The organism is Microbacterium sp. ZW3a (genome assembly GCF_057167165.1).
The window spans coordinates 2,648,681-2,674,255 of the sequence record NZ_CM169903.1 but is presented as its reverse complement, the minus strand read 5'-3'; the positions used below and the strand labels follow the sequence as shown (position 1 = coordinate 2,674,255).

The following is a 25,575-nucleotide window of genomic DNA, read 5'->3' as shown; positions in this document are numbered from 1 at the left end:
GGTTGCGGGAGCGGACGTTTTGCGCAAGGCCCGGCCCGCGGGCGGGTATCCGGTCCGTGCAGACCTGGGCTGTGCGGCGGCCGCCCCGAGTCTGCGGGCCGAACTCCTGAGAATCGGGGCCGTCCCGCCCCGCAGCCGCCGAAAAGGGGCCGCACGAGCGCGGAAGCTCAGGAGTTCGGCCCGCGGCGCGCCGGGTTCGCCGCGGGCACCCGCCCCGCCCCGGCCGCGGCCTACGGCGTGACCATGCCGCCGTTGACGTTCAGCGTCTCGCCCGAGACGTAGCTCGACTCCGCCGAGGCGAGGAAGACGAACGCGGGCGCGATCTCGGCGGGCTGCCCGGCGCGCTGGTACGTGCTCTCGTCGTCGAAGTGCTCCATCTGCTCGTCGGAGACACCCTGACTCACCTGCAGCGCCGACCACGTGGGTCCCGGCGCGACGACGTTGACCCGGATGCCACGGGAGGCCAGCTGCTGGGCGAGCCCCTTGGACAGGTTGTTGATCGCGGCCTTGGTGGCGGCGTAGTCGAGCCGGTCGGGGGCGGGAACATAGGCCTCGAGCGACGCGGTGTTGATGATCGTCCCGCCCTCCGGGAGGTGCGCGAGCGCGGCCTTGGTGATCCAGAAGGGGGCGAACACGTTCGTGCGGAACGTCTGCTCGAACTGCTCGTCGGAGAGGTCATCGACCTTCTCGACCATGACCTGCTTGCCGGCGTTGTTGACGAGGATGTCGAGCCCGCCCAGCGCCTCGACGGCGTCGGCGACGAGGGCACGGCACGCGCCGGGGTCGGTGATGTCGGTCGCGATCGAGACGCCGGTGCGGCCGGCATCCCGGATCTGCGCGAGAACGTGGTCGGCGTCGCGCTGCTCGTCGGGGAGGTGGACGATCGCGACGTCGGCGCCCTCGCGCGCGAAGGCGATGGCGACGGCGCCCCCGATGCCCGAGTCGCCGCCGGTGATGAGGGCCTTGCGGCCGACGAGCCGGCCGAGGCCGCGGTAGGTCTTCTCGCCGAGGTCGGGGACCGGGGTCATGTCGGCCTGCACGCCCGGCTCCGGCTGGTGCTGCACGGGCGGTTCGACGCGGGCGTAGCGGGTGACGGGGTTGTCGAAGGTGAACTGGTCGCGTTCGGTGCTCATGCCCGTGAGAGTAGGGCGCGTCACTGTCGACGGCGGCACCCTTGACGAATCCGGGGATGCCACTCGCCCCGCGTCGATGCCGGCGTCAGGGCAACGGGTGCGCGGGGGCCGCGGCGACGGCGAGGACGTCGTCGAGCACGCGGGAGACCCGCTCGGCCGACGCGCGCCACGAGAACCGGGCGGCGTTGCGCGCCCCCTCGGCCACCAGCCGGTCCCGGACCCGCGGATCATCGATGACCGTGGACATCGCCCGCGCGATGTCATCGACGTCGTACGGATCGACGAACAGGGCCGAGTCCCCGAGGACCTCCGGCATCGACGCGGCGCGCGCGGCGATCACCGGGCACCCGCACCGCTGCGCCTCGAGCGGGGGGATGCCGAACCCCTCGTACAGCGACGGAAAGACGAAGGCCAGCGCGCCGCGGTACAGCTCGGCGAGCTCATCGTCGTCGACGCGACCGAGGAACCGTACTCGCGCGGTGCGGTCGCCGTACTCCTGGCGGGAGAAGCTGCGCGTCTGTCCTCCCACCACCCGGAGCTCGACATCCGGGTGCGCGCGCGAGACCCGCTGAAAGGCCTCGATCATGCGGGCGAAGTTCTTGTGCGCGTTGGGCGAAGACACTGCCAGGAGGTAGCGTCCGGGCGCGGCGTCGACGCCGGGCCCGCGGGGACGGAATCGCTCGTCGGCGGCGTTCGCGACGACGGTGAAGGTCTCGGGTGCGACACCGAAGTGCTGCGCAATCTCGGCCCGGGAGAAGTCGCTGACCGTGAGGAGATGCGCGCTGTGCGCGATCAACCGCGGGACGATCACTCCGTACAGCGCACGGAAGCGCCGACCGAAGCTCTCGGGATGCCGGACGTAGGTGATGTCGTGGTGGGTCGACACCTGCGGCCGGTACCAGACGGGACCGGTGCTGGCGAGGCCGAGGAGGAGCGCACGCCGCCGACGCGCGAACAGCGGCAGGTCGACCTGTTCCCACGCGTGACCGGTGAGCCGCCCCACGCGCTGGAGGGCGGCGGGGTCGAGCCCGGCGAGGTCGATCGTGCCCCGCGGCGCCGCGAGGACGACATCGGATCGGAGCTCGAGGAGCTCGCGCGTGATCTCGGTGGCGAACCGCTGGATGCCGGTGGTCTTCTGCGTGAGGAACCGGGCGTTGACGACGATCACACCGTGCTCGCTCGGGCGTGCTCCGCGGTCCGGCGGTACAGCTCCAGGGAATCGCGGCCGATCGCGTCGTCGATCAGGGCGTGGCGAGCCCACTCCCGCGCGGCGCGCGACATTCGTGCGCGGAGGTCGGGGTGGGCGAGCAGCCGGTCGGTGGCGTCGATGAGCTCGTCGTCGTCGGCGCACACGAACCCCGTGAGCCCGTGCTGCACGCTGTCACGGTTGCCGACGACGTCGGAGACGACGGCGGGGATCCCCTGCGCCTGCGCCTGGATGAGCGAGAGCGACATGCCCTCCCACAGCGAGGGAAAGAGCAGGACGTCGATCGAGTCGATGAGGTCGGTCAGCTGCTCCGGGGAGACCCACCCCGTGACACGGACGGGAGAGTCGGCGAACCACCGCCGCTCGTCGCGCTCGGATCCGCCACCGATCCACACGAAATCGGCCTGTCCCGACAGGGCTCTGGCCGCCGCCGCGAAGCGCCACGGCGCCTTCTGCGCGGTGACGCGCCCGATCATGCCGACGACGGGACGCCGGTCGGGTGCCACCGCGCGCGGCTGTAGACGAATGGAGTCGGAGGGGACGCCGGTGCGCAGCAGGTGAGCGCGAGCGGGGCGCAGATCGCTCTCGGCCAGCGCGTACTCCGAGGGCGAGGTCAGCACCAGAGTGGAGCGGCGCGCGAGCAGGCGCTCCAGGCCCCGGATGCCGTGGCGCACGGGTGCCGGCACATCCAGGCGCAGGAAGGCGAAGCCGTGGGGAGAGTAGAAGACGCGGTCAGCGGGCAGTCTCCGCCGCAGCGCGAGGCGCCCGACCGCGCCGGCGTAACTCGAGTGGAGGTGCACGATGTCGACCTCGGTGGCGCGACGCACCACGGCGGCGGAGAGCGCGCGGAGATCACGGACGTGGCCGCCGGTCGCCACGCGTTCCAGCCCGACGCGAGGGTCGAATCGCGCGCGCAGCACCGCGTCGGTCGGGGTGTCGGGGCGGGGCGCGAAGAGCACGCCGACCTCGGCGCCCTCCTCGGCCTGGCGCCGGGAAAGACTGTCGACCAGACTCAGCACACCGCTGCTCATCGCCTCGGTCACGTGCAGCACACGGGTCATCGCGTCGCCATCTCTTTCCAGGTGTGGGCGATCCCCTCGGCGAGGGTCTGGTCGTCGTCGGCGCCGTATTCTCGGCGGAACCGCGACACGTCGAGAACGACGTGGTCGACGAAGGTCGCGGGCTTGGGAACGACGGCGATCTCGAAGTCGTGGCCGACCACCGTCCGGATGGCGGCGAAGACCTCCGCGACCGAGTGACCGTGGCCGCTGCCGAGGTTGTAGGCCCGGTGCACGGGCGGGGTCTCGACCATCCGGAGGACGCGGGCGACGAGGTCGTCGACGTGGATGTAGTCGCGCACCATGGAGCCGTCGCCCACCTGCACCACCGCCTCGCCGCGGCGGATCCGGTCGAGCGTGAGCGGGATGATGCCCTGGCGCTTGGCCGGGTTGGCGTGCGGGCCGTACGGGTTCGAGATGCGCAGGGCCACGGCATCCAGCCCGGCGGTCGTGGCGTAGTAGTCGAGGTAGCGCTCGACGGTCAGCTTGCCGATGCCGTACGGGGAGACCGGGGCGAGGGGGGTGTCCTCGGCGAAGACGCGTCGCGGCTGCGGGCCGTAGATGGCGCCGCCGCTGGAGGCGTAGAACACCCGCTGGACGCCGGCGGCGACGCACAGGGACAGCAGCTCGATGCTCTGGCTGACGTTGGTGCGCAGATCGACGGTGGGTTCGCTGTCGGCCGTCGCCGGCGTCGTGGTCGAGAGGAAGTGGAAGACGTAGTCCTGGCCCTCGAGCGCGGCGGCCAGGTCGGCCGAATTGAGGAAGTCTCCGGCGATCACCGCGATGTCGGGAGACGAGAACGCGCGGATGCCACGGCTGAAGCGATCGAAACCCGTCACGTCGTGGCCGGCCCGGGCAAGCGCGTCCGAGAGGCGAGCGCCCAGAAAGCCGTTGGCGCCGATCACGAGGCACCGCGCCATCAGCGGCGGACTTCGGCGTCGTCGGTGCGCGGCATGGGAACCTCTCGACGAATCGACTTCACGGGCGGCGCCGATCAGCGACGGCGCGTGAGACCCCCCAGCGCGCGGAGGTCTCGGCGGGCGACGAGCAAGAGCAGCGCACCGACGACGATGGCCCAGGTCGCCCCGGTCGCGAGCAGACGCCCTCCCGCGTCGAGCGGGGTGAAGAAGCACGCATCGACGAGGGATGCCACGGCGCACGACGTGAGGAAGACCGCGACCGGTCGGAGGCCCGCTCGGGCGAGGGTCGCCGACGAGACGCCTGCCCGGGGCAGGAGGAGGAACGCCATGAGCCACAGGACGAACTGGCCGATCGCCATCGCCGTCGCGACGCCGAGGGGCCCCATTGTCGACAGCGTGATCACGAGTCCGATCATCAGGAGCCGGCCGATGGCTTCGCACGCCAACAGCAGCCCCGACCTGCCCGTGGCGACGAACGCCCAGTACTGCGGGTACCCGAGGGTTTGGAACAGGGCGCCGACGGCGAGGACGGGGACGAATACCGCGGCGCCCGTCCACTCCCCGCCCAGCACGACGGTGATGGCGGGTTCCGCGGTGGCCGCGAAGAGGCTGAGGTAGGCCAGAGCCGGGTAGCTCAACAGCGTCTGATACCTCGCCAGTCGGGTGACGAGCGGCGGGGGATCGGTGGCATCCGAAAGGCCCGGGACCACGACACGGGTCAGGGGCGTGATGAGCTGATCGATCGGAAGATTCACCAGCTGAATCGCCCGGCTGAACAGACCGACCGCCTGATCCGTGGTCGTGCGCCCCAGCATCACGATGCCGACGTTGGTGGAGGCGTAGTTCAGCAGGTGGACGACGAACGTGTGGCCCCCGAAGGTCAGGAGGCCGCGCATGTCGGCTCCGCGGCGGGGGCGCCCCGGATGCCACGGTGTCAGCGCCACGACCAGGACGAGCGTGATGAGCGCGGCGACGGTCCCCTGCGAGGCGAGTGCGAGGTACCCGCCCCCGAGGAGCGCGAAGACGATCGCGGTGCCGAGGCCCAGGAGATCCCCGGTCAGTTCCGACGCGGCCAGACGGCCGAGGCGCCCGGAACGGTTGAGCTCGACGCGGAACTGGGCGCTCGCCGACCGCAGGACGAACGCGGGCGCGAGGAGGGCCAGGACGACGACGAGACGGTCATCGCCGACGGCGACGCTGACGGGCACCGCCACGGCCAGCACGAGACCGGCGGCGAGCAGGCCGATCGAGGTATTGGTCCAGAACAGGTTCGTCCGCTGCTGCGCGCTGAGCGCCGGGGCACGCAACGCCGCCATGCTCAGTCCGAAGTCGCCGAGCACGGCGGCCAGCCCGGCGACCGCGGCGCCGATGGCGACGATGCCGAAATCGGCCGGTCCGACAAGTCGAGCCAGCACGACGATGCCGACGATCTGGGACAGATACCGCCCCCACTGCGCGCCGAGCAGGAAGACCGCGCCGCGGCGACGCGGAGAGGCGACGGAACTCGAGGTCATGGCGCCCCTCTCGGGCTGTACGGTGTCGGCCGTGAGCACGCTAGCCAGTCGACGACGCCCCTCCGCTCCGCCGTCCGCCACGGCGAACGGGTTAGTCGACTCCCCGGTGGCGCGGCGGATCATGGTCGTGCTGCTGTGCGCGTACTCCCTCGTCGGGCCCCTCATCGAGACGCTCGTGACGGATCGCTCCCGCTACATCGAGGGAAAGACCGCCACGGCGCCGCTCGCCGCGGCCATCTCCGACGTCGGGAGCATGCTCGTGCCGGTCGTCGCCGCGGCGGCGGCGCTGCTCTTCTTGCTCTTCTCGCGGGTGTCTGGCCCGGGGCTGCTCGTGGTCGCGCTTCCCGGTCTGCTGCTCGCGGCGAACGAGTTCCTGCACGGACGTCCGCCCAGCCTCGGCCTGCTCTTGACCGCTGCCGCGGGGGTCTTGCTGGTGACTGTGCGGGTGAAACCGCGCGATCTCGTCGTCTTGGGGTACGTCGGTGCCGTGGTGGCCGCGGGTTCGATCGTCGTCATGTACCTGTCGCCCTCGACGGTGCTCATCTCGGGTGGCGTCGGGCTGTTCGAGAAGTCGATCACCGGCGCTCCGCTGCTCGCGGGGATCTTCTCGCACTCGAACATCCTCGGGATGTATCTCGCGTTCACGCTGCCGTTCGTGTTTCTCCTCCCGTGGTGGCCGCTCCGCTGGGCCGCGTTCGGGGTCGTTGCGTGGGCGCTGGTGTTGACCTCGTCCCGAACGGCCCTCGTGGGGGCGGGGGTGATCGTCGCCGTGCTGCTGCTCTCGCGCCTGCTCCCGCGTCCGGCGTTCCTCGCCGTCAGCGGGGTCGGTGCGGTGGGGGCGCTGATCACGGTGATCAGCCTCCCTTTCCGCGAGACCGACCCCGAGGCGTACACGTATCGCGGGGCGATCTGGATCCACAACCGCGCCGCCCTCGGCGATCACGGGCTGTTCGGCCTCGGGGCTCACTGGTACGCCGACAACTACGCCGCGCTGCGAGACGCCCTCTCGAGCGCGGCCAGCCACGGCCACAACCTCGTGCTCACCACGCTCGTCCTCGGGGGCGCGTTCGTGCTGGCGGGATGGCTCGTCGTCCTCTTCCTCGCCTTCGCGGGCTCTGCGGGCGACCCGGTGAGATCGACCTCCGTCGTCGGAATCGCATTCGTCCTCGGCCTGCTGGCGGTGGGGGCGACGGAGACGCCCTTTGCTCTCGTCGGATGGGGGCCGCTCTCGGCGTCGGTGCTGATTCCGCTCTTCGTCCTCGCCACCCGCCGGGGGATCGAGCGCGAGGAGGCCGTCGAGGAGGCGCCGCCGACGACGCGGGCGGAGCGGCGCCGTCGGCAGGGCCGTCGCTGATTCGCCGGGCCCGTCAGCGGCGGCGGCGGAGAACGCTGCGCATTCCCCGCGTCAGACGACGCCACCGCGCCGCGTTCGGGCCGGTCTCGGCATCCCCGGCGTGCCGGGCGGAGGCCAGGGCGATGTCGTCCGGCGGCCAGACGAAGCGCCAGAGAACGCGCAGACGCACGCTCGCCGGCTCGTCGCGCAGGGCGTGCCAGTACGCCCGCACCGTGTTCGGCTCGCCGCGCCAGTGCCAATCGTGTGGCCGCGCGGACGCGTGGGCGTCGAGCACCTCGGCGGGGAGGAGGCCGCTCAGCTCCGCCCGCAGGACCGGGACCGCCCCGAGTTCGCACGCCCGTTCCGCGCTGCCGGCGGCGGCGGCGAGCATGGTCGCGGCCGCGGTCGAGGCCGCCGCGGAGCGCGCGCCGGCTCCGATCTCCGGGCGCACCGCGTGCACCGCGGCGAGGACCGCGTGGGTGTCGCGCCGGGGGACGGCGACCTCCACGCCCGCATAGACGACGGCGGTGCACCGTCGAGCGACGGCCTCGAAGGCTTGCTCGTCGTCGAGCGCGAGCCCGGGCACGCGCCGGTGCACGTCGATCTCGCACCCCCACCCCGGGGGCGTCATCGTCGCGGTGTGATGCACCGCGGTGCCGTGCCAGGGATCGGGTTCGCGGCGCCATCCCCACGCGGTGAGCGCCTCGGCGAGGGCATTCCACTGCCGCGGGTGGCACCAGACGTCGACGTCGCCCGAGTGTTCGCGGTCGCGCAGACCCTGATGGTGCAGCGCCGGTCCCTTGACGAAGACGCACGGGATGCCGTGTGCGGTGGCGACGCGCGCCGTGACGGCGTACACGAGCTCATGCATGGGCGAGGACAGCACGGGCACGTCGAGGTGGGCGATCCGCGCCGGATGGTCGGCATCGCGAGCGGCGATGCCGAGCGCGGACATCTCGTCGACGATCGCCCGTTCGCCCTCGTCGAGAACCGTGAGCGGACCGTCCTCGACGAGCCGGCGCCACAGGGCCGCGCCCGCGCCGGTCAGGCACATCGCCTCCCCCGGGATCGCCGGGGCAAGGAGGATCTCGGCTTCGGGTGCGAACAGGGTCGAGCCGCGGACGTCGAGCGCACCGGACGCGACCGCGACCCAGCCTGCACGGGGCGTCGGCTCAGCGGGCATGGGGGCTCTCGGATGATGGGCGGGTCGCCCCCACTCTGGACCGCCCCGGGAGGGCCGCAGCCCCTCGCTCCCCGCGCGCGGGGAGTCCCGTCGGCTCCTTCACCCGTCGGATCGCCCGTTCGTGGCGCTTAGGTCACGCGTCGGCGGGGCGGCTTCCGGCCATGCCCCCGCGGGAACCCCGACGCGTCAGAGCTCCAGCGTGCGCTCGAGGAAGGCGTTGCGGAAGACCCCGCGCGGATCGACCTCCCGGGCGACCCCGGCGAAGTCGTCGGCATGGGTGAGCGTGGCGCGCACGGAGGAACCCGGCAGGGTGAACGCCTTGCCCCAGTGCGGGCGGACGTCGAAGGGGGCCAGCGCTTCCTCGACGTGCGGGAGGACGGCGGCCACTCCCGCGTTGTCGTTGCGCCACGTGAAGTGCACGGCGAGCACGTCGCGCTCGAACGCGGGGCTGAGCCACAGACCATCGGATGCCACGGTCCGAAGCTCGCTCACCAGCAGCTGCTCCGCGAACGACGGGGCGATCTCGCGCACGGCCGTCAGCGCCTCGCGCGCCGCGGAGAGCGGAACGAAGTACTCGGACTGGATCTCGTCTCCGTCGCTCGGCAGCGCATCCGCCCGGAAGTGCGGCAGGCGCGTGTGCCAGGGGCCGGGAGTGCCGATTTCCGTGGTGTTGTTCACCGTGCGGATGCGCCCGAGGTGCAGCGGGCCCTGCAGGGGGCGGGCGCCGAGGCCGCGCAGGAGCGCGTCGGCCTCGTCGCCGTCGGCCGCCTTCGTCCAGACGAGGTCGTCGTCGGGGTCGCCCCAGGTGGTGAAGATGCTGACGCTGCGCGCGCTGGCGAACAGGCGCTCCGGGTCGGCGATGATCGCGTCCCAGGCGAGACCGGTGTACACCTGCGGGGTCACGGTGTAGGTCGGCTCGGTGCGAAGCTCCACCGCCGTGACGACTCCGAGCGCTCCGAGCGAGAGGGCGGCGGCGGGGAACCACGCGTGGTCCTGGTCGATGCGGTGCGCCGTGCCCGTGGCATCCATGATCTCTACCGCGGTCACGGCGCTGGAGAGGTTGCCGTTGCGGGTGCCGGATCCGTGGGTGCCGGTGGCCGTCGCCCCGGCGACCGAGATGTGGGGGAGCGAGCCGAGGTTGTGCAGGGCGCGCCCCTCGGCCTCGAGGACGGGGGCCAGCTGCGCGAAGGTCACGAGACCCTCGACGCGCACGCGCTCGCCCGCGACTTCGATGCTCACCGGCATCCGTTCGAGCGAGACGAGCGCGCCCTCGGTGTCGCCGATGTCGTTGAAGGTGTGCCGGGTCGCCTGCACGCGCAGGGACTCCGCTCCCGGGATCGCCGCGGCCAACTCGTCGAGGTCGGCGGGAAGCAAAGTGTCGGCCGCGCGATAGCGGTGGTTCCCCGACCAGTTCGCTCCGGCAGGTCGTGTCTGGATCATGGGTCCTCCGTCGGTCCGGTTCCATCCTCCCCCCTTCTGGGGCGGGCGGATGCCACGGGCTCAGGGCGTGGGGAACAGCTCCGCCTCGAACACGGCCTCGGCGGCCCCCACGAGCAGGCGATTCTCACCGAGTCCGGCGACGCTCAGGCGCAGGCCCTCCGCGCAGGCGGGCATGGTCTGCGCGCGGACGGAGTCGTCGAGCGCGTCGAGATCGAGCGCCGCGAGCGTGGCGAGGAAGCCGCCGAGCACCACGACCGAGGGATTGAGCACGTTCGCGGCGTTGGCCAGAGCCGTGGCGAGAATGCGCCGTTGGCGCGCGGTCTCGGCCCGCACCGACGGGTCGTGGGAGGTGGCCAGGGCGTCGTCGAGGGTGGCGTCGTCGGCCTCGTCGAGACCGAGGACCGCGAGCAGGCGCGCGCGGCTCACCTCGTCTTCGAGCACGCCGTCGGCGGAGCGCCGGTCGGCCGCGTCGAGGATGCCGGGGCGGTTGCGGCCGAACTCGCCGGCGTACCCGCCCGCGCCGCCCAGGAGGAGGCCGCCGACGATCACGGCGCCACCGATACCGCTCGCGCCGCCGTTGAGGTAGACGACGTCGTGTGCCCCGCGCGCCGCGCCGAACAGGTGCTCGGCGAGGGCGCCGAGCGCCGCGTCGTTGCCCACGCGGGCGGGGATGCCCGCGGCGCCCGAGACGAGGTCGCCGATGGCGGCATCCGTCCACTCCAGGTGCGGGGCCGTGCGCACGCGTCCGTCCGACCCGCGGACGGGGCCGGGGACCGCCACGCCCGCGCCGACGAGCCGACGGCCGCGCAGCGGACCGCGACGCCACGCCGCGACGCGCTCGCCGACGAGGCTCGCGGTGCCCTCGGGGGTGAGGAGGTGGGTCTGCGGGAGGCGTTCGCGGGCGACGAGGGTGCCGTCCAGCGCGAGGGCGCCGATGTCGAGCGCGTCGACTTCGGGGTTGACCGCGATGGCGACCACCCGCGGATCGGGGGCGACGGTCGGCGACGGGCGTCCCACGCGCCCGGCGGGGTCGGGGGCGCGTTCGACGACGAGGCCGTCGCCGACGAGCTCGGCCACCAGATCGGCGATCGTGGAGCGGTTCAGGCCTGTGGCCTCGGTCAGGGCGGCGCGCGACCGCGGACCGTCACGGTGCACGGTGCGCAGCACGAGCGCGAGGTTGGCGCGGCGCATGCCGTCGCCCCTGCTCGCCGTGACCATCCGACCACTGTGCCATGGCCGACGGCGCCGAGGTGGTCAGCGGCGCGCGGCCCGGTGCCGCGCCCCGGTGCCGTCGTCCCACCCTGGGGCGATAAACGCCTGCCGCGCCGGGAAACGCGACGGCGACGCGTGTGCCCGCGCCGGCCGCGTTTATCGGAACGGGCCCTGGCCGGGGCGGGCGGTGCCAGGATCGGAACATGGACCTCTCCGGCATCCCGATCACGACCATCCGCGGCGAGCAGACCACCTTCGGCGCCCTGACCGAGGGGAAGGCGGCGCTCGTGGTCAACGTCGCGTCGCGCTGCGGGCTCGCCCCGCAGTACGAGGCGCTCGAGGCGCTCCACAAGAAGTACGCCGACCGCGGGTTCACCGTGATCGGCTTCCCCAGCAACCAGTTCCTGCAGGAGCTCAGCGACGAAGACAAGATCGCCGAGTACTGCTCGGCGACGTGGGGGGTGACATTCCCGATGTCGGAGAAGGTCAAGATCAACGGCCGTCACGCGCACCCGCTGTACCAGGAGCTGACGCAGACCCCGGATGCCGAGGGCAAGACGGGCCGCATCTCGTGGAACTTCGAGAAGTTCGTCGTCGCCCCCGACGGCCGCGTCGTGCGCTTCAGCCCGCGCACGCACCCCGACGCCCCCGAGGTCGTCGCCGCGATCGAAGACGCCCTGCCGCACTGACGCGCGTGGATCGAGTGTCCAAGACACGCCGCATCGACCGCAGGGCGTACGGCGTGGCTTGAACACTGAACGGACATGCGCGGCTCGGTAGCCTGAGCGCATGACCGATGCCGTCGTCCTCGTCTCCGGCGGTGCCGCCGTCACCCCCTTCACCGACCCCGAGCGGGCCGCGGCAACGGGACTGGCGGCGGGCAACACGATGACCGCCCTTCGCGCCCACCTCCTTGACCGCGGCATCCGGGTCTTCACCGCTCCGGCCCGCATCGGTGCGGGGGAGGTGCACGAGGATGCCGGGTGGCAGGGCTTCTCCGACGTGCCGGTCGTGCTGCCGGCCGAGGTCACCATCAACGCCGTCGGCGACGTCGACGACGCCGGGGTCGCGCTCGCCGCGTTCCTGCGCCGGATCGCGGCCGAGCAGTCGCTCGAGACAGTCGCGCTCGTCGGCCACTCGATGGGGGGACTCTTCTCGCGCGCCGCGATCCGCGAGCTCGGTACCGACGGTCCGCGCGTGGAGCGGCTCGTGACCCTCGGCAGCCCGTGGGACGGGTCGGTGCTGGGGGACTTCCTCGACGGCGAGATCACCGAGGCCGACGCCCATGACGACCCCGCGACCCTGAAGATCTTCGCCGAGGCCCGCCCCTACGCCGCCGCGAACTCGCAGGGCGCCGCCGCCGAGGTGTCGCGCCGGTACCTCCGCGGCTGGAACGACGCGCAGGCGGGGGTGCTCGACGGCATCCCGGTCACCGCGATCGGGGCGGGGTACTTCGCCGCCGCCGACGAGCCGCGCCAGCTCTGGCCCCACGACGGCCTGGTCTCGCTCACCAGCGGCCGGGCCGACGGGGTGCCCGCCTCGGTGCTCCCCGACGTGGCGCGGCACTCGTTCCCCGACCACGTCCACAGCATCTTCTTCGCCGAGGGCTTCGGTTTGCCCTGGGAGCGCGCGCTCACGTGGGACCCCGAGGTTTTCGCCGTCATCGATACGGCACTCTCGATCTGAAGAGCCCCCTGGACGCGGCGGCATCCGGGGTATATGTTGTGAACACCAACAAACCCCGTGCCTCGGCGTTCGACCGTGCGCGTCCATGCGAAGGAGCAGGAATGCCCACCCCCACTCGTGACGACAAGTTCTCGTTCGGTCTCTGGACCGTCGGCTACAACGGCACCGACCCGTTCGGCGGCCCCACCCGCAAGCCCCTCGACGTCGTGCACGTCGTCGAGAAGCTCGCCGAGCTCGGCGCCTACGGACTGACGTTCCACGACGACGACCTGTTCGCGTTCGGTTCCACCGACGCCGAGCGTCAGACGCAGATCGACCGCCTGAAGGGCGCGATGGAGGCCACCGGCATCATCACGCCGATGGTGACCACGAACCTCTTCTCGGCCCCCGTGTTCAAGGACGGCGGCTTCACCTCCAACGATCGCGACGTGCGCCGCTTCGCGCTGCGCAAGGTCCTGCGCAACGTCGACCTCGCCGCCGAGCTCGGCGCGAAGACGTTCGTCATGTGGGGCGGCCGTGAGGGCGCCGAGTACGACTCCGCGAAGGACATCCGCCAGGCGCTCGAGCGCTACCGCGAGGCCGTCAACCTCCTCGGCGACTACGTCACCGACAAGGGCTACGACATTCGGTTCGCCATCGAGCCCAAGCCCAACGAGCCCCGCGGCGACATCCTGCTCCCCACGCTCGGTCACGCGATCGCGTTCATCGACTCGCTCGAGCGTCCCGAGCTCGTGGGCCTGAACCCCGAGGTCGGACACGAGCAAATGGCCGGCCTGAACTTCGCCGCTGGCATCGCTCAGGCGCTGTACCATGACAAGCTCTTCCACATCGACCTCAACGGTCAGCGCGGCATCAAGTACGACCAGGACCTCGTCTTCGGTCACGGCGACCTGCACAACGCCTTCGCGCTCGTCGACCTGCTCGAGAACGGTGGCCCCGGCGGCGTCCCGGCCTACGACGGCCCGCGTCACTTCGACTACAAGCCCTCGCGCACCGAGGACGAGACCGGTGTCTGGGACTCGGTGTCGGCCAACATGAACACCTACCTGCTGCTGAAGGAGCGCGCCGCGGCCTTCCGCGCCGACCCCGAGGTGCAGGAGGCGCTCGAGGCGGCGAAGGTGCTCGAGCTCGCGCAGCCGACGCTCAACGAGGGCGAGACCTACGACGACCTGATCGCCGACCGCTCGGCCTACGAGGACTTCGACACCGACGCGTACCTCGGCGGCAAGGGCTTCGGCTTCGTCCGCCTGCAGCAGCTCGCCACCGAGCACCTGCTCGGCGCGCGCTGAACCGGAGCGGGACCGGATGCCCGTGGGGGGCGTCCGGTCCCGCTTCTCCCGCGGTTCCGGATGCCATGGCATCCGGGACCGCGTCAGCCCGTCAGCCCCGTCAGCCGCTGAGTGTCCAGGACACGCCGCACCCGTCCACCGGGAAACGGCGTGTCCTGGACACTGAACGGACCAGGCGTCGCGCCGGAGTGGTCGCGACGAGAACGAAGGAGTGAGCATGGCGCTCGTCATGGGAGTCGATTCGTCGACGCAGTCGTGCAAGGTCGTCGTGGTCGACGCCGAGACCGGGCTCGTGGTGCGCGAGGGCCGCGCCACGCATCCCGCCGGCACCGCCGTCGACCCCGAAGCGTGGTGGATCGCGCTACAGGATGCCATCGCCCAGGCCGGCGGCCTCGACGATGTCTCCGCGGTCTCGATCGCGGGCCAGCAGCACGGCATGGTCGTGCTCGACACCGAGGGTCGTGTGATCCGTGACGCGCTGCTGTGGAACGACACCCGGTCGGCCCCGGCGGCGCGCGAGCTCATCGCCGAGGTCGGCGCCGAGGCCTTTGCCGGACGCACGGGCTCGGTGCCCGTCGCCTCGTTCACCGGCACCAAGCTGCGCTGGTTGCGCGACGCCGAGCCCGATAACGCCGCGCGCGTCGCGGCCGTCGCCCTGCCGCACGACTGGCTGACCTGGCGCCTGCGCGGCTTCGGCCCGGGCAACGCCCGCCTCGACGAACTCGTGACCGACCGCTCCGACGCCTCGGGCACGGCGTACTGGGGCGCCGAGGGGTACGACCGTGACCTGTTCGTGCGTGCCCTCGGCCACGACGCGGTGCTGCCGCGCGTGCTCGGCCCGTGGGAGAGCGTGGGCACGCTCCCCGGCGGCGCGCTCGTCGCCCCCGGCGCGGGCGACAACGCCGGCGCCGCGCTCGGCCTGGGGGCGGGGCCCGGCGACGTCGTCGTTTCGCTCGGCACCTCGGGCACGGTGTTCGCCGTCGCCGACGACCCGACCCGGGACACCACCGGCACGGTCGCCGGTTTCGCGGACGCCACCGGCCGCTTCCTCCCGCTCGTGGCGACCCTCAACGCCGCCCGCGTGCTCGACGCGTTCGCGAAGCTCCTCGGGGTCTCGCACGACGAGCTCGGCGCGCTGGCCCTGGAGGCCGAACCGGGCGCCGGCGGCATCGTCCTGGTGCCGTGGTTCGAGGGGGAGCGCACGCCCAACCTGCCCGACGCTCAGGCGTCGCTGAGCGGCCTGACCCTGGCATCCACGACCCGTCCGAACTTCGCCCGCGCGGCGATCGAGGGCATGCTGTGCGGCCTAGCCGTGGGGCTCGAGGCCATCCAGGCCCAGGGCGTCGTGGCGCGGCGCGTGTTGCTCATCGGCGGGGCAGCGGCGAACGAGGCTGTCGCGCGCATCGCCGCGCAGGTGTTCGACACCGGGATCGTCGTTCCCGCCGCGGGCGAGTACGTCGCGCTCGGCGCCGCGCGCCAGGCCGCGGGCGTTCTCGCCGGCGGACCCGTCGACTGGCAGATCGCCACGACCCGCGAGGTCGCGCCCGACCACCGTCCCGAGATCCGCGCGCGGTACGACGCGGTCGCCGCGGCGCGCGCGCAGGACTGAGGCGCCGACGCCGGCGCGCTCCGTCACCCGCGGGGCGGCGGCATCCGGATCGGTTCGTCGGCGCCCTGCACGCGCACGTACGACGGCTGCCGCGCCGCCCGCACCCACGTGTACGCGCGGGTGCCCCGGATCGGGTGGCGCACGGTGTCGAAGCGCAGCCCCCGGTCGTCCTGATCGGGGTCGAGACGGAGATCGAGCAGGGCGAACGGATGCCACGCCCCCAGGGGCGTCGCGTGCGCGAGCGTGAGTGTCCAGGGTTCCGTGGGGAGGTCGCCGACCACCTCCGCCGGGTCGGTCGCGGGCGGTCGTCCCGCGCGCGTTCGCGCGCCGAGCAGCACGGGGCCGCGCGGACCGCGATAGGGCAGGACGATCCCGAAGCGCGCGCGCTCGGCCCGCCGGTGCGGCACGAGCGCGAAGCGTGCCGGCAGTCCCCATCCCGTCGAGGCGAATTCGATGTCGCCCGCTCGGCCGTCGGCATCCACGCGCAGAGCGAGCCCGATGATGTCCGGGAGCGGCGCGGGGAGCCCGAGCGATCGGGAGAGTCGTGCCACCACCGGTACGGGCCCGGTCGGTGCAGAGTCGATCCAGGAGATGCCGGACCGGCGGGCGCACGGAATCCAGGTCACGGCACCGCTCAGCACGACGCTCCGGCTGTGGATGGGACGTGGATGCCGCAGCCGCTGGCCGAGGGCGAAGGCACCGCTCAGCAGCCCGCCGATCGACCGCGCGACGGGGGCATCGGCGAGGGGCGGGATGGCATCCGACACGGTCATGCGCCCATCGCACCCCGTCGACCCCGCGCCGCAGAGGGGGGTGCGCGCCGCTACTGTGAAGGACCATGAGCGGCGACGGCGGACCCAAACGCGCCGGCGTGCGCGAGGTCGCCGCCCGCGCCGGGGTGTCGACCCAGACCGTTTCGCGGGTGCTCAACGACTATCCCGGCATCCGAGATGCCACCCGCGAACGCGTGCTCGAGGCCGTCGCCGCCCTGGATTACCGGGTGAACAACGCCGCCCGCGCGCTCGGCACCAGCCGCACGCGGACGGTGGGGGTCGTGGCATCCGATGCCGCTTTACACGGGCCGTCGGCGGGGATCGCGGCGCTCGAGCGCGCGGCCCGCGCTCGCGGCCGCTGGATCACGACGGCCTACAGCGCGTCGGACGACCCGTCCGACATCGACGCGGCCGTGCGGCACCTGCTGGCCCAGGGCGTCGACGGCATCGTGCTCGTCGCCTCCCACGCGCAGACGCCCCTGAGCGGATACGACGTCCCGATCGTGCCGCTGTACGGCGAGTCGGGCGATCAGCAGCGCGCCGCCGTCGCCCTCATCGTCGGGCACCTCGCCGATCTCGGGCACCGACGCATCGCCGAGGTCGCCGGTCCCGCGGACTGGCGGGAGGCCCGCGCCCGTTCCGCGGGGGTGGCGTCGGCGGCCCGGGAGCGCGGCGTCGAGATCGCCTGGCGCGGGGCGGGGGACTGGAGCGCGGCCTCGGGCGCGGCGCTCGCCGACGCCGTGGCGCAGGCCGTGCGCGAGGGCGTCGGAGCCGTCGCGGTCGCCAACGACCAGATGGCGCTCGGGCTCGTCTCGGGGTTGGCCGCGCGGGGCCTGTCGGTCCCCGTGGACGTGTCGGTCGCCGGCTTCGACGACAACCCGGATGCCGCCTTCTACACGCCCGCGCTCACCACGGTCCGCCTCGACGTCGAGGGCGAGGCTGAGGATGCGGTGGCCTCGGTGCTGGGCGAGGCCCCGGTGCCACCCGCGGATCCCGTGCTGGTCGTGCGCGCGTCGACCGCCGGCACATCCGCCCCTCGCGCGCGTCGGATGTTACCGGTAACATCACCCGTGGGCCTGAGCCCGCCACCGCCCGACTGAGTCGAAGGAGACCCGCGTGTCCGACGCCGCCCCGACGTTCACCCCCGAGGTGCAGGAGGCCATCGACGCCGTCCGCGCCGATGTCGCAAAGCTCCACGCCGAGCTCGTGCGCTACAACCTCATCGTCTGGACGGGCGGCAACGTCTCGGGACGCGTCCCCGGCGCAGACCTGTTCGTCATCAAGCCCTCGGGCGTCTCGTACGACGACCTCGCGCCCGAGAACATGATCCTGTGCGACCTCGACGGGAACGCGATCCCCGGTACGCCCGGCAGCGAGCGCAGCCCCTCGAGCGACACCGCCGCGCACGCCTACGTCTACCGGAACATGCCCGAGGTCGGCGGCGTCGTGCACACGCACTCCACGTACGGCGTTGCGTGGGCGGCCCGGGGCGAAGAGATCCCCTGCGTCATCACGGCGATGGCCGACGAGTTCGGCGGTCCCATCCCCGTCGGCCCGTTCGCGATCATCGGCGACGACTCCATCGGTCGCGGCATCGTCGAGACGCTCCGTGGCCACCGCTCGCGCGGCGTCATCATGCAGAACCACGGCCCCTTCACGATCGGCACGAACGCCAAGGATGCCGTGAAGGCCGCCGTCATGCTCGAAGACGTCGCCCGCACCGTGCACATCGCGCGCGAGGCCGGTCCGCTGATCCCGATCCCGCAGGACAAGATCGACGCCCTCTACAACCGCTACCAGAACGTCTACGGACAGAGCACGGACGACCGCCGATGAACGCGCACATCACCGAAGGCCGGGCCTCGCTCGGCATCGAGCTCGGCTCGACCCGCATCAAGGCCTGCCTCATCGGCCCCGACGCCGAGGTGCTCGCCGTCGGCTCCCACGAGTGGGAGAACGTCTACGCCGACAAGCTGTGGACGTACTCGCTGGATGCCGTGTGGTCGGGCCTCCAGGCCGCCTACGCCGATCTCCTCGCCGACGTGCAGCAGCGCTTCGGCGTGACTCCCGAGCGGTACGCCGCGATGGGCGTGTCGGCGATGATGCACGGCTACCTCGCCTTCGACGCCGAGGGAGAGCTGCTGGCTCCCTTCCGCACGTGGCGCAACACGAACACCGGTGTCGCGGCGGCCGAGCTCACCGAGCTGCTCGGCGTGAACATCCCGCTGCGGTGGTCGATCGCGCACCTGCACCAGGCCGTCGTCGACGCCGAGCCGCACGTCCCCGAGATCCGCTTCCTCACGACCCTCGCCGGGTACGTGCACTGGAAGCTCACGGGCGCGAAGGTCCTCGGCGTGGGGGACGCCTCGGGCATGTTCCCGATCGACTCCGCCACCCGCGACTACGACGCCGAGCTCGTCGCGCGCTACGACGCCCTCAGCGCCGGTCGTGTCCCGGCGCTCCGCGAGCTGCTGCCCACCTCCCTCGTCGCGGGCGCGGCCGCCGGTCGGCTGACCCCCGCGGGCGCCCTGCTGCTCGACCCGAGTGGAGCGCTGCAGCCCGGCATCCCGTTCTGCCCACCCGAGGGCGACGCCGGAACCGGCATGGTCGCGACCTGCGCCGTGGCCCCCCGCACCGGCAACGTCAGCGCCGGCACGAGCATCTTCGCGATGGTCGTGCTGGAGCGGCCCCTGGCCGAGGTGCACCACGAGCTCGATCTCGTCACGACCCCGTCCGGCGACGCGGTGGCGATGGTGCACTGCAACAACGGCGCGAGCGAACTGGCGGCGTGGGCGAACATGTTCACGGCTTTCGCCGCCGCGGCGGGCACGCCCGTCAGCCCGGATGCCACGTACTCGGCGCTGTTCGACGCAGCCCTGTCGGGTGAGGCCGACGCGGGCGGGCTCCTGGCCTACAACCACCTCGCCGGCGAGCCCATCGCGGGGCTGGAGGAGGGGCGCCCGCTCGTGGTGCGCACCCCCGACAGCCGCCTGACGCTGCCGAACTTCATGCGCGCGCAGCTGTACGGCGTGTTCGGCACGCTCGCGCTCGGCATGGCCGTGCTGCACGCCGAGGGGGTGCAGCTCGACAAGATGTACGCCCACGGTGGCATGTTCCGCACCGCCGGCGTCGCCCAGCGCTTCCTCGCCGCCGCGCTCGACGCCCCGGTCGCCGTGGCCGAGACCGCGTCGGAGGGCGGGGCGTGGGGCATCGCGGTGCTCGCGGCCTACGTCGCCGACGGCGCCGGTCGCGACCTCGACACGTACCTGCGCGAGGCGGTCTTCGCCGACGCGCCGATCGTCACCGCCGACCCCGACCCGGTCGACGTCGCCGGCTTCTCGTCCTACCTCGACCGCTACCGCACCGGCCTCGCCGTCGAGGCGGCCGCCGTGGCATCCCTCTGAACACCCGAAGGAACGAAAAATGTCCCGCACCCCTTTGAAGAACGACCTCGACGGCTACGAGGTCTGGTTCGTCACCGGTAGCCAGAACCTCTATGGCGAAGAGACCCTGCAGCAGGTCGCCGAGCAGTCGCAGGGCGTCGTGGAGGGCCTCACCGGCCTCCCCGTGAAGGTCGTCTGGAAGCCCGTGCTGAAGGACTCCGACAGCATCCGCCGCATGGCCCTCGAGATCAACGGCCGCGACGACGTCATCGGCGTCATCGCATGGATGCACACCTTCAGCCCCGCCAAGATGTGGATCGCGGGTCTCGACGCCCTGCAGAAGCCGCTGCTGCACCTGCACACGCAGGCCAACGTCGAACTGCCGTGGAACGACATCGACTTCGACTTCATGAACCTCAACCAGGCCGCCCACGGCGACCGCGAGTTCGGGTACATCCAGACGCGCCTGGGCGTGGCCCGCAAGACCGTCGTCGGTCACGTGTCCAACCCCACCGTGCGCCAGCAGATCGAGGACTGGGAGCGTGCCGCCGCCGGCTGGACCGCCGCCCGTACCCTCAAGCTCGCCCGCTTCGGCGACAACATGCGCTTCGTCGCCGTCACCGAGGGTGACAAGACCGAGGCCGAGCTGCGCTTCGGCGTGCAGGTCAACACGTGGGGCGTCAACGAGCTCGTCGAGGCCGTCGAGAAGGCCACGGATGCCGAGATCGATGCGCTCGTGCAGGAGTACGTCGACAGCTACGACGTCGCCGAGGAACTGCTCCCCGGCGGCGCACGTCACCAGTCGCTGCGCGACGGCGCCGCGATCGAGGTCGGCCTGCGCTCGTTCCTCGAGGAGGGCGGCTTCGGTGCCTTCACCACCTCGTTCGAAGACCTCGGTGCCCTGAAGCAGCTGCCGGGCCTCGCGGTCCAGCGCCTCATGGCCGAGGGCTACGGCTTCGGCGCGGAGGGCGACTGGAAGACGGCGATCCTCGTGCGCGTGGCGAACGTCATGGGTGCGGGTCTTCCCGGTGGCGCGTCGCTCATGGAGGACTACACCTACGACCTCGTCCCCGGCAACGAGCGCATCCTCGGCGCGCACATGCTCGAGGTCTCGCCCTCGCTCACCACGGCCAAGCCGCGCCTGGAGATTCACGAGCTCGGCATCGGCGGCAAGGACGACCCGGTGCGCCTGGTCTTCACCGCCGACCCCGGCGCCGCGCTCGTCGTTGCGCTGAGCGACATGCGCGATCGCTTCCGCCTCACCGCGAACGTCGTCGAGAACGTCGAGGCGCCCGACCTGCCGAAGCTCCCCGTGGGTCGCGCGGTGTGGAAGCCGGCCCCCGACTTCGCGACGTCGGCCGCGTGCTGGCTCGCCGCGGGCGCCGCGCACCACACCGTGATGACCACAGCCGTGGGCATCGAGGTGTTCCGCGACTTCGCCGAAATGGCCAAGACCGAGCTCGTCGTCATCGACGAGGACACCACGGTCCGCGGCTTCCAGAGCGAGCTGCGCTGGAACCAGGCGTACTACCGCCTGGCCCAGGGCATCTGATCCCCGCCGCCCCGGGTTGCTTCGTGCCCCGGGGCGGTGCGGCACGTGCGCGTCTCGTTCGGGGCGCGTTCCGTGCACCGGGGCGGCCATCGTGCGCCCCGGTGCACGAATCGTGCCCCGGACCCGCGTCGGTGGTGGGCTGCCGCGGGTCCGGGGCACTTCTGCGTCCGGGCCACTCCTGCGTCCGGGGGTCGGTGACCCTTGTCCCACTTCTGGCGGTGCATGTCCCGGAAGGTGCTGTCTGAGCCCGCGTCAGGTGTCAATAAGTGGGACATAGATCGGGTACTGGGACATGGACCGGGTACCCGGACATGGGCGCCCCGTACGCGCTACAGCCGCTGGCCCAGCGACCACAGGCGGTCGGCGCGGCCCGAGATCGCCTCCGACAGCGTGAACGCCTGGGCGTCGGTGAGGGATGCCACGTAGTCGACGATTCCGCGGGAGCGCGCGAGCGTCTCGGCCTCGGCATCCGAGGGGCGACGCTCGGCCGGGAGCTGGGCGTACTGCTCGCGGGCGAGGGCGATGAGCTCGCGCAGGCGCCGCGGGGTGCGTGCGCGATCGAGGTCGTCCTCGAGCCACTCGCCGAGGGCCCGCACCGACCGGGCGAGGATGCGGCTCATGCCGCGCTGCTGGATCGCCAGGTCGGGGCGGCTCAGCACGAAGCGCTTGTGCACGAACTTCAGCACCTCGACGTGGTGCCAGGCCGACGGCGAGAGGGCGACCGGGCCCGACCGCGGGGTGTCGAGGGGCCGCAGCCGTGCGGACTCCTGGAACCGCCGGATCCACCGGTCGGTGAACGCGGCGAGCCGCCGCTCCGCCGTCAGCGAGCCGTCGAACGGCCGGGCGAGCAGGTCGGTGACCATCTCGGCATCCACGTCGCTCACCGCGGCGTGGAACGCGTCGTCGTCGGCGATCCACGGGTCGTCGCGGCGCATCTTGCGGCGGAGGCGCTCGAGAGCTGCGCCCGGGAGGAGCTCGGCGCGCACCTCGGTGTCGTCGCGCGTCCGCCACTCCCGCGCGTCGTCGAGCCAGCCGCGGAACTCCGCCGCGATCGGGGCGTGGTCGAGGATCCCCGCGCGGTAGAAGTCGTCGACGTCGTGCACCGAGTACGCGATGTCGTCGGCCAGGTCCATCACGGCGCCCTCGATGCTCTGGCGCAGGGGCTCGGCATCCACGCCCGCACGCGCGGCGTCGAGGTCGGCGAGGTCGATGTCGTACGCGGAGTACTTGTGCACGCGGTACGCGCCGTCGGGAGAACGACGGATGCCGCGGGGCGGGCCGATCCGCTCGATCTCGGCCGCGGATACCGCCGGCGACCAGGGGTACTTGGCCGAGGCGGCGCGGACGGCGGCGGTGAGGTTGAGTCCGCGCGGGGCGTTCTCGATCACGTCGAGCGCGGTGAGGATGCGATAGGTCTGGGCGTTGCCCTCGAACCCGTCGGCGAGGCCCAGTTCGGTGCGCGCCAGGCGGTCGAGGGTCGACTCGCCGAGGTGCCCGAAGGGCGGGTGCCCGAGGTCGTGAGCATACGCGGCGGCCTCGACAACCGTGAGGTTGCAGACGTCGCCGCCGCCGGCTTCCCGCGACCGGGTGTTGAGGGTGAGGGCCACCACCCGGGCGATGGCGCTGACCTTGAGGGTGTGCGTGAGGCGGTTGTGCACGGGAGCGCCCGAGATCGAGGGCGACACCACCTGCGTCACGGCCGACAGCCGCGAGAAATACGGCGAGAACTGGATGCGTTCGAGGTCGATCGACCACTCGTCGGCGCGGGTCTCGTCGCGCTCGGGGTACACGCGGGACGCCGTCGCGAACGTGGGCTCGTCAGAGAGCATCATCCGTCCACGCTAACGCGTCGCCCCGGGGTCCCCCCGCCATACGCGAGTGTCCAAGACACGCCGCGACGGCGAAGCCGCCAACGGCGTGTCTTGGACACTCAACGGGGAGGGGAGGGGAGGGGAGGGGTCAGGCGCGACGCACGTCCACCTCGACGACGCGGGCGTCGTCGGGGGTCAACTCGTACGTCGGGCCGGTGATGACGAGCGGCACCGCCTCGTCGGTCTCGGCGCACGACGGGCCGACGCGCAGCTCGACCGTGCCCGGCTCGACGACGCGACGCAGCGCGCGGTCGGTGTACGCCAGGCGAGAGGCCGGCACGGTGAACCGCACGTCGGCGCTCTCGCCGGGCTCGAGCTCGACGCGGGCGTAGGCCACGAGCTGCGCGACGGGGCGCGTCACGCTCGCGGTGGTGCGGTGCGCGTACACCTGCACCACGTCGGCGCCGCGCACCGAACCGGTGTTGGTCACGCGGGTCGACACCGAGAACGCATCCCCGGCTCGCACCTCGGCGGCAGAACCGGATGCCACGGCCCCGTCGACCGCGAGCGCCTCGCGGCGGAACGTGGTGTACGACAGCCCGAAGCCGAAGGGACGCACGGGGGTCGGGTCGGTGCTCGTCACGCCCGAGGGGCCGCCGAGGATCGGGTGCAGGTACGAGTACGGCTGCGCACCGGCGGAGCGGGGGAGCGAGACCGGCAGGCGGCCCGAGGGGGTGGCATCCCCCGACAGCACGGCGGCCAGCGCGGGAGCGCCCTCCTCGCCCGGGAAGAACGCCTGCAGCACGGCTGCCGGACCGTTCTCGCCGTCGAGCGCCCAGCCCAGGGCGTAGGGGCGACCGGTGAGCAGCACCATGATCACGGGGGTCCCGGTGGCCGCGACCTCCTCGACCAGGCGCCGCTGGAGCCCCGGCAGCTCGAGCGAATCGGCGTCGTTGCCCTCGCCGACCGTGCCGCGGCCGAACAGGCCCGCGCGGTCGCCGACCACGACGATCGCGACGTCGGCTTCGCGCGCGACCTCGACGGCGGCGGCGATGCCCGACGCGTCGTCGCCCTCGACCGCGCAGCCCTCGGCGAAGGTGACCTCGCCGAAGCGCGCGGAGAGCGCCTCCCGCACGGTCGGGATCTCGAAGCCCATGGGCGTGCCGGGGTGGTGCGCGAGCACGTGGTTGGCGAACGAGTAGCAGCCCATGAGGCCCTCGGCGCTGTCGGCGTTCGGTCCGATCACGGCGATCCGGCCGGGTGCGGTCAGCGGCAGCGCACCGTCGTTGCGCAGCAGCACGACCGACTCCTCGGCGATGCGGCGGGCCAGGGCGCGGTGCTCGGCGTCGTCGAGGTCGACCGAGGTCGGGACGTCGTCGAAGTCGGCATCCAGAAGACCGAGGTCCTCCTTCTCGGCGAGCACGCGGGAGACGGCGCGGTCGATGACCGACTCGGGCAGCGCTCCGGATGCCACCCGCTCGGCGAGGTGCGGGTAGGCGTCGGGCCCGGGGAGCTCGACGTCGATCCCGGCCTCGAGCGCGAGCTGCGCGGCCTCGCCGAGAGACCCTGCGATCCCGTGCATCGAGCGGAGGAACTCCACGGCGAAGTAGTCGGAGACGACCGTGCCGTCGAAGCCCCAGCGCCGGCGCAGGAGATCGGTGAGCAACTCGGGGGAGGAGGCGACGGGCACGCCGTCGATCTCGGAGTAGGAGTTCATGACCGAGCGCACACCACCGTCGCGCACCGCCATCTCGAACGGCGGCAGGAACACGTCCTGCAGCTCGCGCGGACCGGCGTGCACGGGGGCGTGGTTGCGGCCCGCGCGTGAGGCGGAGTACCCCACGAAGTGCTTCAGGGTCGCGTGCACGCCCGCGGACTGCAGGCCCCGCACGTACGCGGTCCCGATCGTCCCCACCACGTACGGATCCTCGGCGATGCACTCGTCGACGCGGCCCCAGCGGGCGTCGCGGATGACGTCGAGCACGGGGGCGAGGCCCTGGTGGACCCCGACCTCCCGCATCGAGCGACCGATCGCGGATGCCATGAGCTCGACGGCCTCGGGATCGAACGACGCGCCCCACGCGAGCGGGGTGGGGAAGGTCGCCGCCTTCCACGCGGCGAAGCCGGTGAGGCACTCCTCGTGGACGAGGGCGGGGATGCCCAGACGCGTCTCGCTCTTTAGCCGACGCTGCTCGCTCCACAGCCACTCGGCACGTTCGATCGGGTCGACCGGCCGGGTGCCGTAGACGCGGGTGAGGTGGCCGAGGCCGTGCACCGTGGCATCCGCGTAATCGGTCGAGGTGACCTTCTCACCGGACATCGGCGCCACGACCTCATCGCCCTGGTCGACCCAGTAGCCCACCAGCTGAGCGAGCTTCTCGTCGAGGGTCATCTCGGCCACGAGCGCCTGCACGCGAGCCGAGACGCCGGGGGTCAGCGCCGCGCCGATGTCGGTGTTCTGAATGGTCATGG

At 72.4% G+C, this 25,575-nt stretch carries 20 protein-coding genes; 9 read left to right on the top strand and 11 right to left on the bottom strand.

The genetic code is table 11. The features are described from left to right. Positions 1–230: 230 nt before the first annotated feature. From ACU6WY_RS12580 to ACU6WY_RS12560, 5 genes are all read right to left on the bottom strand, one after another. A complete protein-coding gene (locus ACU6WY_RS12580; RefSeq protein WP_483819979.1) occupies positions 231–1,133 on the bottom strand; it encodes an SDR family oxidoreductase in 903 nt (300 codons plus the stop codon). 85 nt (positions 1,134–1,218) lie between these two features. Then, complete coding sequence (locus ACU6WY_RS12575) at positions 1,219–2,301, bottom strand: glycosyltransferase family 4 protein (RefSeq protein WP_483819978.1); 1,083 nt, start codon at positions 2,299–2,301, stop codon at positions 1,219–1,221. Continuing rightward, entirely contained in the window at positions 2,298–3,401 is a 1,104-nt protein-coding gene (locus ACU6WY_RS12570; protein ID WP_483819977.1) for a glycosyltransferase, read from the bottom strand. Before ACU6WY_RS12570 ends, ACU6WY_RS12575 begins: the two co-directional genes overlap by 4 nt. Beyond that, complete coding sequence (locus tag ACU6WY_RS12565) at positions 3,398–4,318, bottom strand: NAD-dependent epimerase/dehydratase family protein (RefSeq protein WP_483819976.1); 921 nt, start codon at positions 4,316–4,318, stop codon at positions 3,398–3,400. Before ACU6WY_RS12565 ends, ACU6WY_RS12570 begins: the two co-directional genes overlap by 4 nt. A 74-nt stretch (positions 4,319–4,392) precedes the next feature. Beyond that, positions 4,393–5,832, bottom strand: a complete 1,440-nt coding sequence (locus tag ACU6WY_RS12560; protein ID WP_483819975.1) for an oligosaccharide flippase family protein — start codon at positions 5,830–5,832, stop codon at positions 4,393–4,395. Positions 5,833–5,863: 31 nt separating this feature from the next. On the opposite strand from ACU6WY_RS12560, the gene ACU6WY_RS12555 reads away from it, so the two are divergent. Then, positions 5,864–7,186: an O-antigen ligase family protein gene (locus ACU6WY_RS12555; RefSeq protein ID WP_483819974.1), complete on the top strand. Its 1,323-nt coding sequence runs from the start codon at positions 5,864–5,866 to the stop codon at positions 7,184–7,186. Positions 7,187–7,199: 13 nt separating this feature from the next. Here the strand turns inward: ACU6WY_RS12555 and ACU6WY_RS12550 are convergent, their stop codons facing one another. The 3 genes from ACU6WY_RS12550 to ACU6WY_RS12540 all read right to left on the bottom strand — a co-directional run bounded on the left by ACU6WY_RS12550 (position 7,200) and on the right by ACU6WY_RS12540 (position 11,006). Beyond that, a complete protein-coding gene (locus tag ACU6WY_RS12550) occupies positions 7,200–8,348 on the bottom strand; it encodes a nucleotidyltransferase family protein (RefSeq protein WP_483819973.1) in 1,149 nt (382 codons plus the stop codon). 186 nt (positions 8,349–8,534) lie between these two features. Further along, complete coding sequence (locus ACU6WY_RS12545) at positions 8,535–9,788, bottom strand: D-arabinono-1,4-lactone oxidase (protein WP_483819972.1); 1,254 nt, start codon at positions 9,786–9,788, stop codon at positions 8,535–8,537. 60 nt (positions 9,789–9,848) lie between these two features. Next, the gene (locus ACU6WY_RS12540; protein ID WP_483819971.1) at positions 9,849–11,006 is read right to left on the bottom strand and encodes an ROK family transcriptional regulator; all 1,158 of its coding nucleotides are present in this window, start codon (positions 11,004–11,006) and stop codon (positions 9,849–9,851) included. Between the two features lie 197 nt (positions 11,007–11,203). Here ACU6WY_RS12540 and ACU6WY_RS12535 point away from each other — a divergent pair, with 197 nt between their 5' ends. From ACU6WY_RS12535 to xylB, 4 genes are all read left to right on the top strand, one after another. Continuing rightward, positions 11,204–11,689, top strand: coding sequence for a glutathione peroxidase (locus ACU6WY_RS12535; protein ID WP_483819970.1), 486 nt, complete (start codon positions 11,204–11,206; stop codon positions 11,687–11,689). 100 nt (positions 11,690–11,789) lie between these two features. Continuing rightward, entirely contained in the window at positions 11,790–12,686 is an 897-nt protein-coding gene (locus tag ACU6WY_RS12530; protein ID WP_483819969.1) for a PGAP1-like alpha/beta domain-containing protein, read from the top strand. Between the two features lie 101 nt (positions 12,687–12,787). After that, the gene (xylA, locus tag ACU6WY_RS12525; RefSeq protein WP_483819968.1) at positions 12,788–13,975 is read left to right on the top strand and encodes a xylose isomerase; all 1,188 of its coding nucleotides are present in this window, start codon (positions 12,788–12,790) and stop codon (positions 13,973–13,975) included. A 217-nt stretch (positions 13,976–14,192) separates the two neighbouring features. Continuing rightward, the gene (gene xylB, locus ACU6WY_RS12520; RefSeq protein WP_483819967.1) at positions 14,193–15,584 is read left to right on the top strand and encodes a xylulokinase; all 1,392 of its coding nucleotides are present in this window, start codon (positions 14,193–14,195) and stop codon (positions 15,582–15,584) included. Between the two features lie 23 nt (positions 15,585–15,607). Here xylB and ACU6WY_RS12515 read toward each other — a convergent pair whose 3' ends face one another. Next, the gene (locus tag ACU6WY_RS12515) at positions 15,608–16,357 is read right to left on the bottom strand and encodes a hypothetical protein (protein WP_483819966.1); all 750 of its coding nucleotides are present in this window, start codon (positions 16,355–16,357) and stop codon (positions 15,608–15,610) included. Positions 16,358–16,422: 65 nt separating this feature from the next. Here ACU6WY_RS12515 and ACU6WY_RS12510 point away from each other — a divergent pair, with 65 nt between their 5' ends. Genes ACU6WY_RS12510 through araA form a run of 4 tightly spaced genes read left to right on the top strand, consistent with a single transcriptional unit; the run spans position 16,423 to position 21,292 of the window. Then, on the top strand, positions 16,423–17,457 hold the full coding sequence (locus ACU6WY_RS12510; RefSeq protein ID WP_483819965.1) for a LacI family DNA-binding transcriptional regulator: 1,035 nt from the start codon (positions 16,423–16,425) through the stop codon (positions 17,455–17,457). A gap of 16 nt (positions 17,458–17,473) precedes the next feature. Next, positions 17,474–18,193, top strand: coding sequence for an L-ribulose-5-phosphate 4-epimerase (locus tag ACU6WY_RS12505; RefSeq protein WP_292902340.1), 720 nt, complete (start codon positions 17,474–17,476; stop codon positions 18,191–18,193). Next, positions 18,190–19,761 carry a xylulokinase gene (locus ACU6WY_RS12500; protein WP_483819964.1) on the top strand — a complete coding sequence of 524 codons (1,572 nt, stop codon included), beginning with the start codon at positions 18,190–18,192 and terminating at the stop codon, positions 19,759–19,761. The genes ACU6WY_RS12505 and ACU6WY_RS12500 overlap by 4 nt, the downstream gene beginning before the upstream one ends. A gap of 19 nt (positions 19,762–19,780) precedes the next feature. Continuing rightward, positions 19,781–21,292 (top strand): L-arabinose isomerase, encoded by a 1,512-nt coding sequence (gene araA, locus ACU6WY_RS12495; RefSeq protein ID WP_483819963.1) that lies wholly within the window; start codon positions 19,781–19,783, stop codon positions 21,290–21,292. A gap of 329 nt (positions 21,293–21,621) precedes the next feature. On the opposite strand, the gene ACU6WY_RS12490 is transcribed toward araA, so the two are convergent. Both ACU6WY_RS12490 and ACU6WY_RS12485 read right to left on the bottom strand, forming a co-directional pair. Next, the gene (locus ACU6WY_RS12490; RefSeq protein ID WP_483819962.1) at positions 21,622–23,124 is read right to left on the bottom strand and encodes a deoxyguanosinetriphosphate triphosphohydrolase family protein; all 1,503 of its coding nucleotides are present in this window, start codon (positions 23,122–23,124) and stop codon (positions 21,622–21,624) included. A gap of 127 nt (positions 23,125–23,251) precedes the next feature. Beyond that, positions 23,252–25,573, bottom strand: coding sequence for a beta-xylosidase/alpha-l-arabinosidase (locus tag ACU6WY_RS12485; RefSeq protein ID WP_483819961.1), 2,322 nt, complete (start codon positions 25,571–25,573; stop codon positions 23,252–23,254). Positions 25,574–25,575: the final 2 nt, after the last annotated feature.

Coding starts and splice junctions, on each gene's coding strand:
- ACU6WY_RS12535 (WP_483819970.1), top strand. CDS start 11,204: ATGGACCTCTCCGGCATCCCGATCACGACCATCCGCGGCGAGCAGACC.
- ACU6WY_RS12515 (WP_483819966.1), bottom strand. CDS start 16,357: ATGACCGTGTCGGATGCCATCCCGCCCCTCGCCGATGCCCCCGTCGCG.
- ACU6WY_RS12550 (WP_483819973.1), bottom strand. CDS start 8,348: ATGCCCGCTGAGCCGACGCCCCGTGCAGGCTGGGTCGCGGTCGCGTCC.
- ACU6WY_RS12540 (WP_483819971.1), bottom strand. CDS start 11,006: ATGGTCACGGCGAGCAGGGGCGACGGCATGCGCCGCGCCAACCTCGCG.
- ACU6WY_RS12510 (WP_483819965.1), top strand. CDS start 16,423: ATGAGCGGCGACGGCGGACCCAAACGCGCCGGCGTGCGCGAGGTCGCC.
- ACU6WY_RS12565 (WP_483819976.1), bottom strand. CDS start 4,318: ATGGCGCGGTGCCTCGTGATCGGCGCCAACGGCTTTCTGGGCGCTCGC.
- ACU6WY_RS12545 (WP_483819972.1), bottom strand. CDS start 9,788: ATGATCCAGACACGACCTGCCGGAGCGAACTGGTCGGGGAACCACCGC.
- ACU6WY_RS12490 (WP_483819962.1), bottom strand. CDS start 23,124: ATGATGCTCTCTGACGAGCCCACGTTCGCGACGGCGTCCCGCGTGTAC.
- araA (WP_483819963.1), top strand. CDS start 19,781: ATGTCCCGCACCCCTTTGAAGAACGACCTCGACGGCTACGAGGTCTGG.
- ACU6WY_RS12500 (WP_483819964.1), top strand. CDS start 18,190: ATGAACGCGCACATCACCGAAGGCCGGGCCTCGCTCGGCATCGAGCTC.
- ACU6WY_RS12485 (WP_483819961.1), bottom strand. CDS start 25,573: ATGACCATTCAGAACACCGACATCGGCGCGGCGCTGACCCCCGGCGTC.
- ACU6WY_RS12560 (WP_483819975.1), bottom strand. CDS start 5,832: ATGACCTCGAGTTCCGTCGCCTCTCCGCGTCGCCGCGGCGCGGTCTTC.
- xylA (WP_483819968.1), top strand. CDS start 12,788: ATGCCCACCCCCACTCGTGACGACAAGTTCTCGTTCGGTCTCTGGACC.
- ACU6WY_RS12580 (WP_483819979.1), bottom strand. CDS start 1,133: ATGAGCACCGAACGCGACCAGTTCACCTTCGACAACCCCGTCACCCGC.
- ACU6WY_RS12530 (WP_483819969.1), top strand. CDS start 11,790: ATGACCGATGCCGTCGTCCTCGTCTCCGGCGGTGCCGCCGTCACCCCC.
- ACU6WY_RS12570 (WP_483819977.1), bottom strand. CDS start 3,401: ATGACCCGTGTGCTGCACGTGACCGAGGCGATGAGCAGCGGTGTGCTG.
- xylB (WP_483819967.1), top strand. CDS start 14,193: ATGGCGCTCGTCATGGGAGTCGATTCGTCGACGCAGTCGTGCAAGGTC.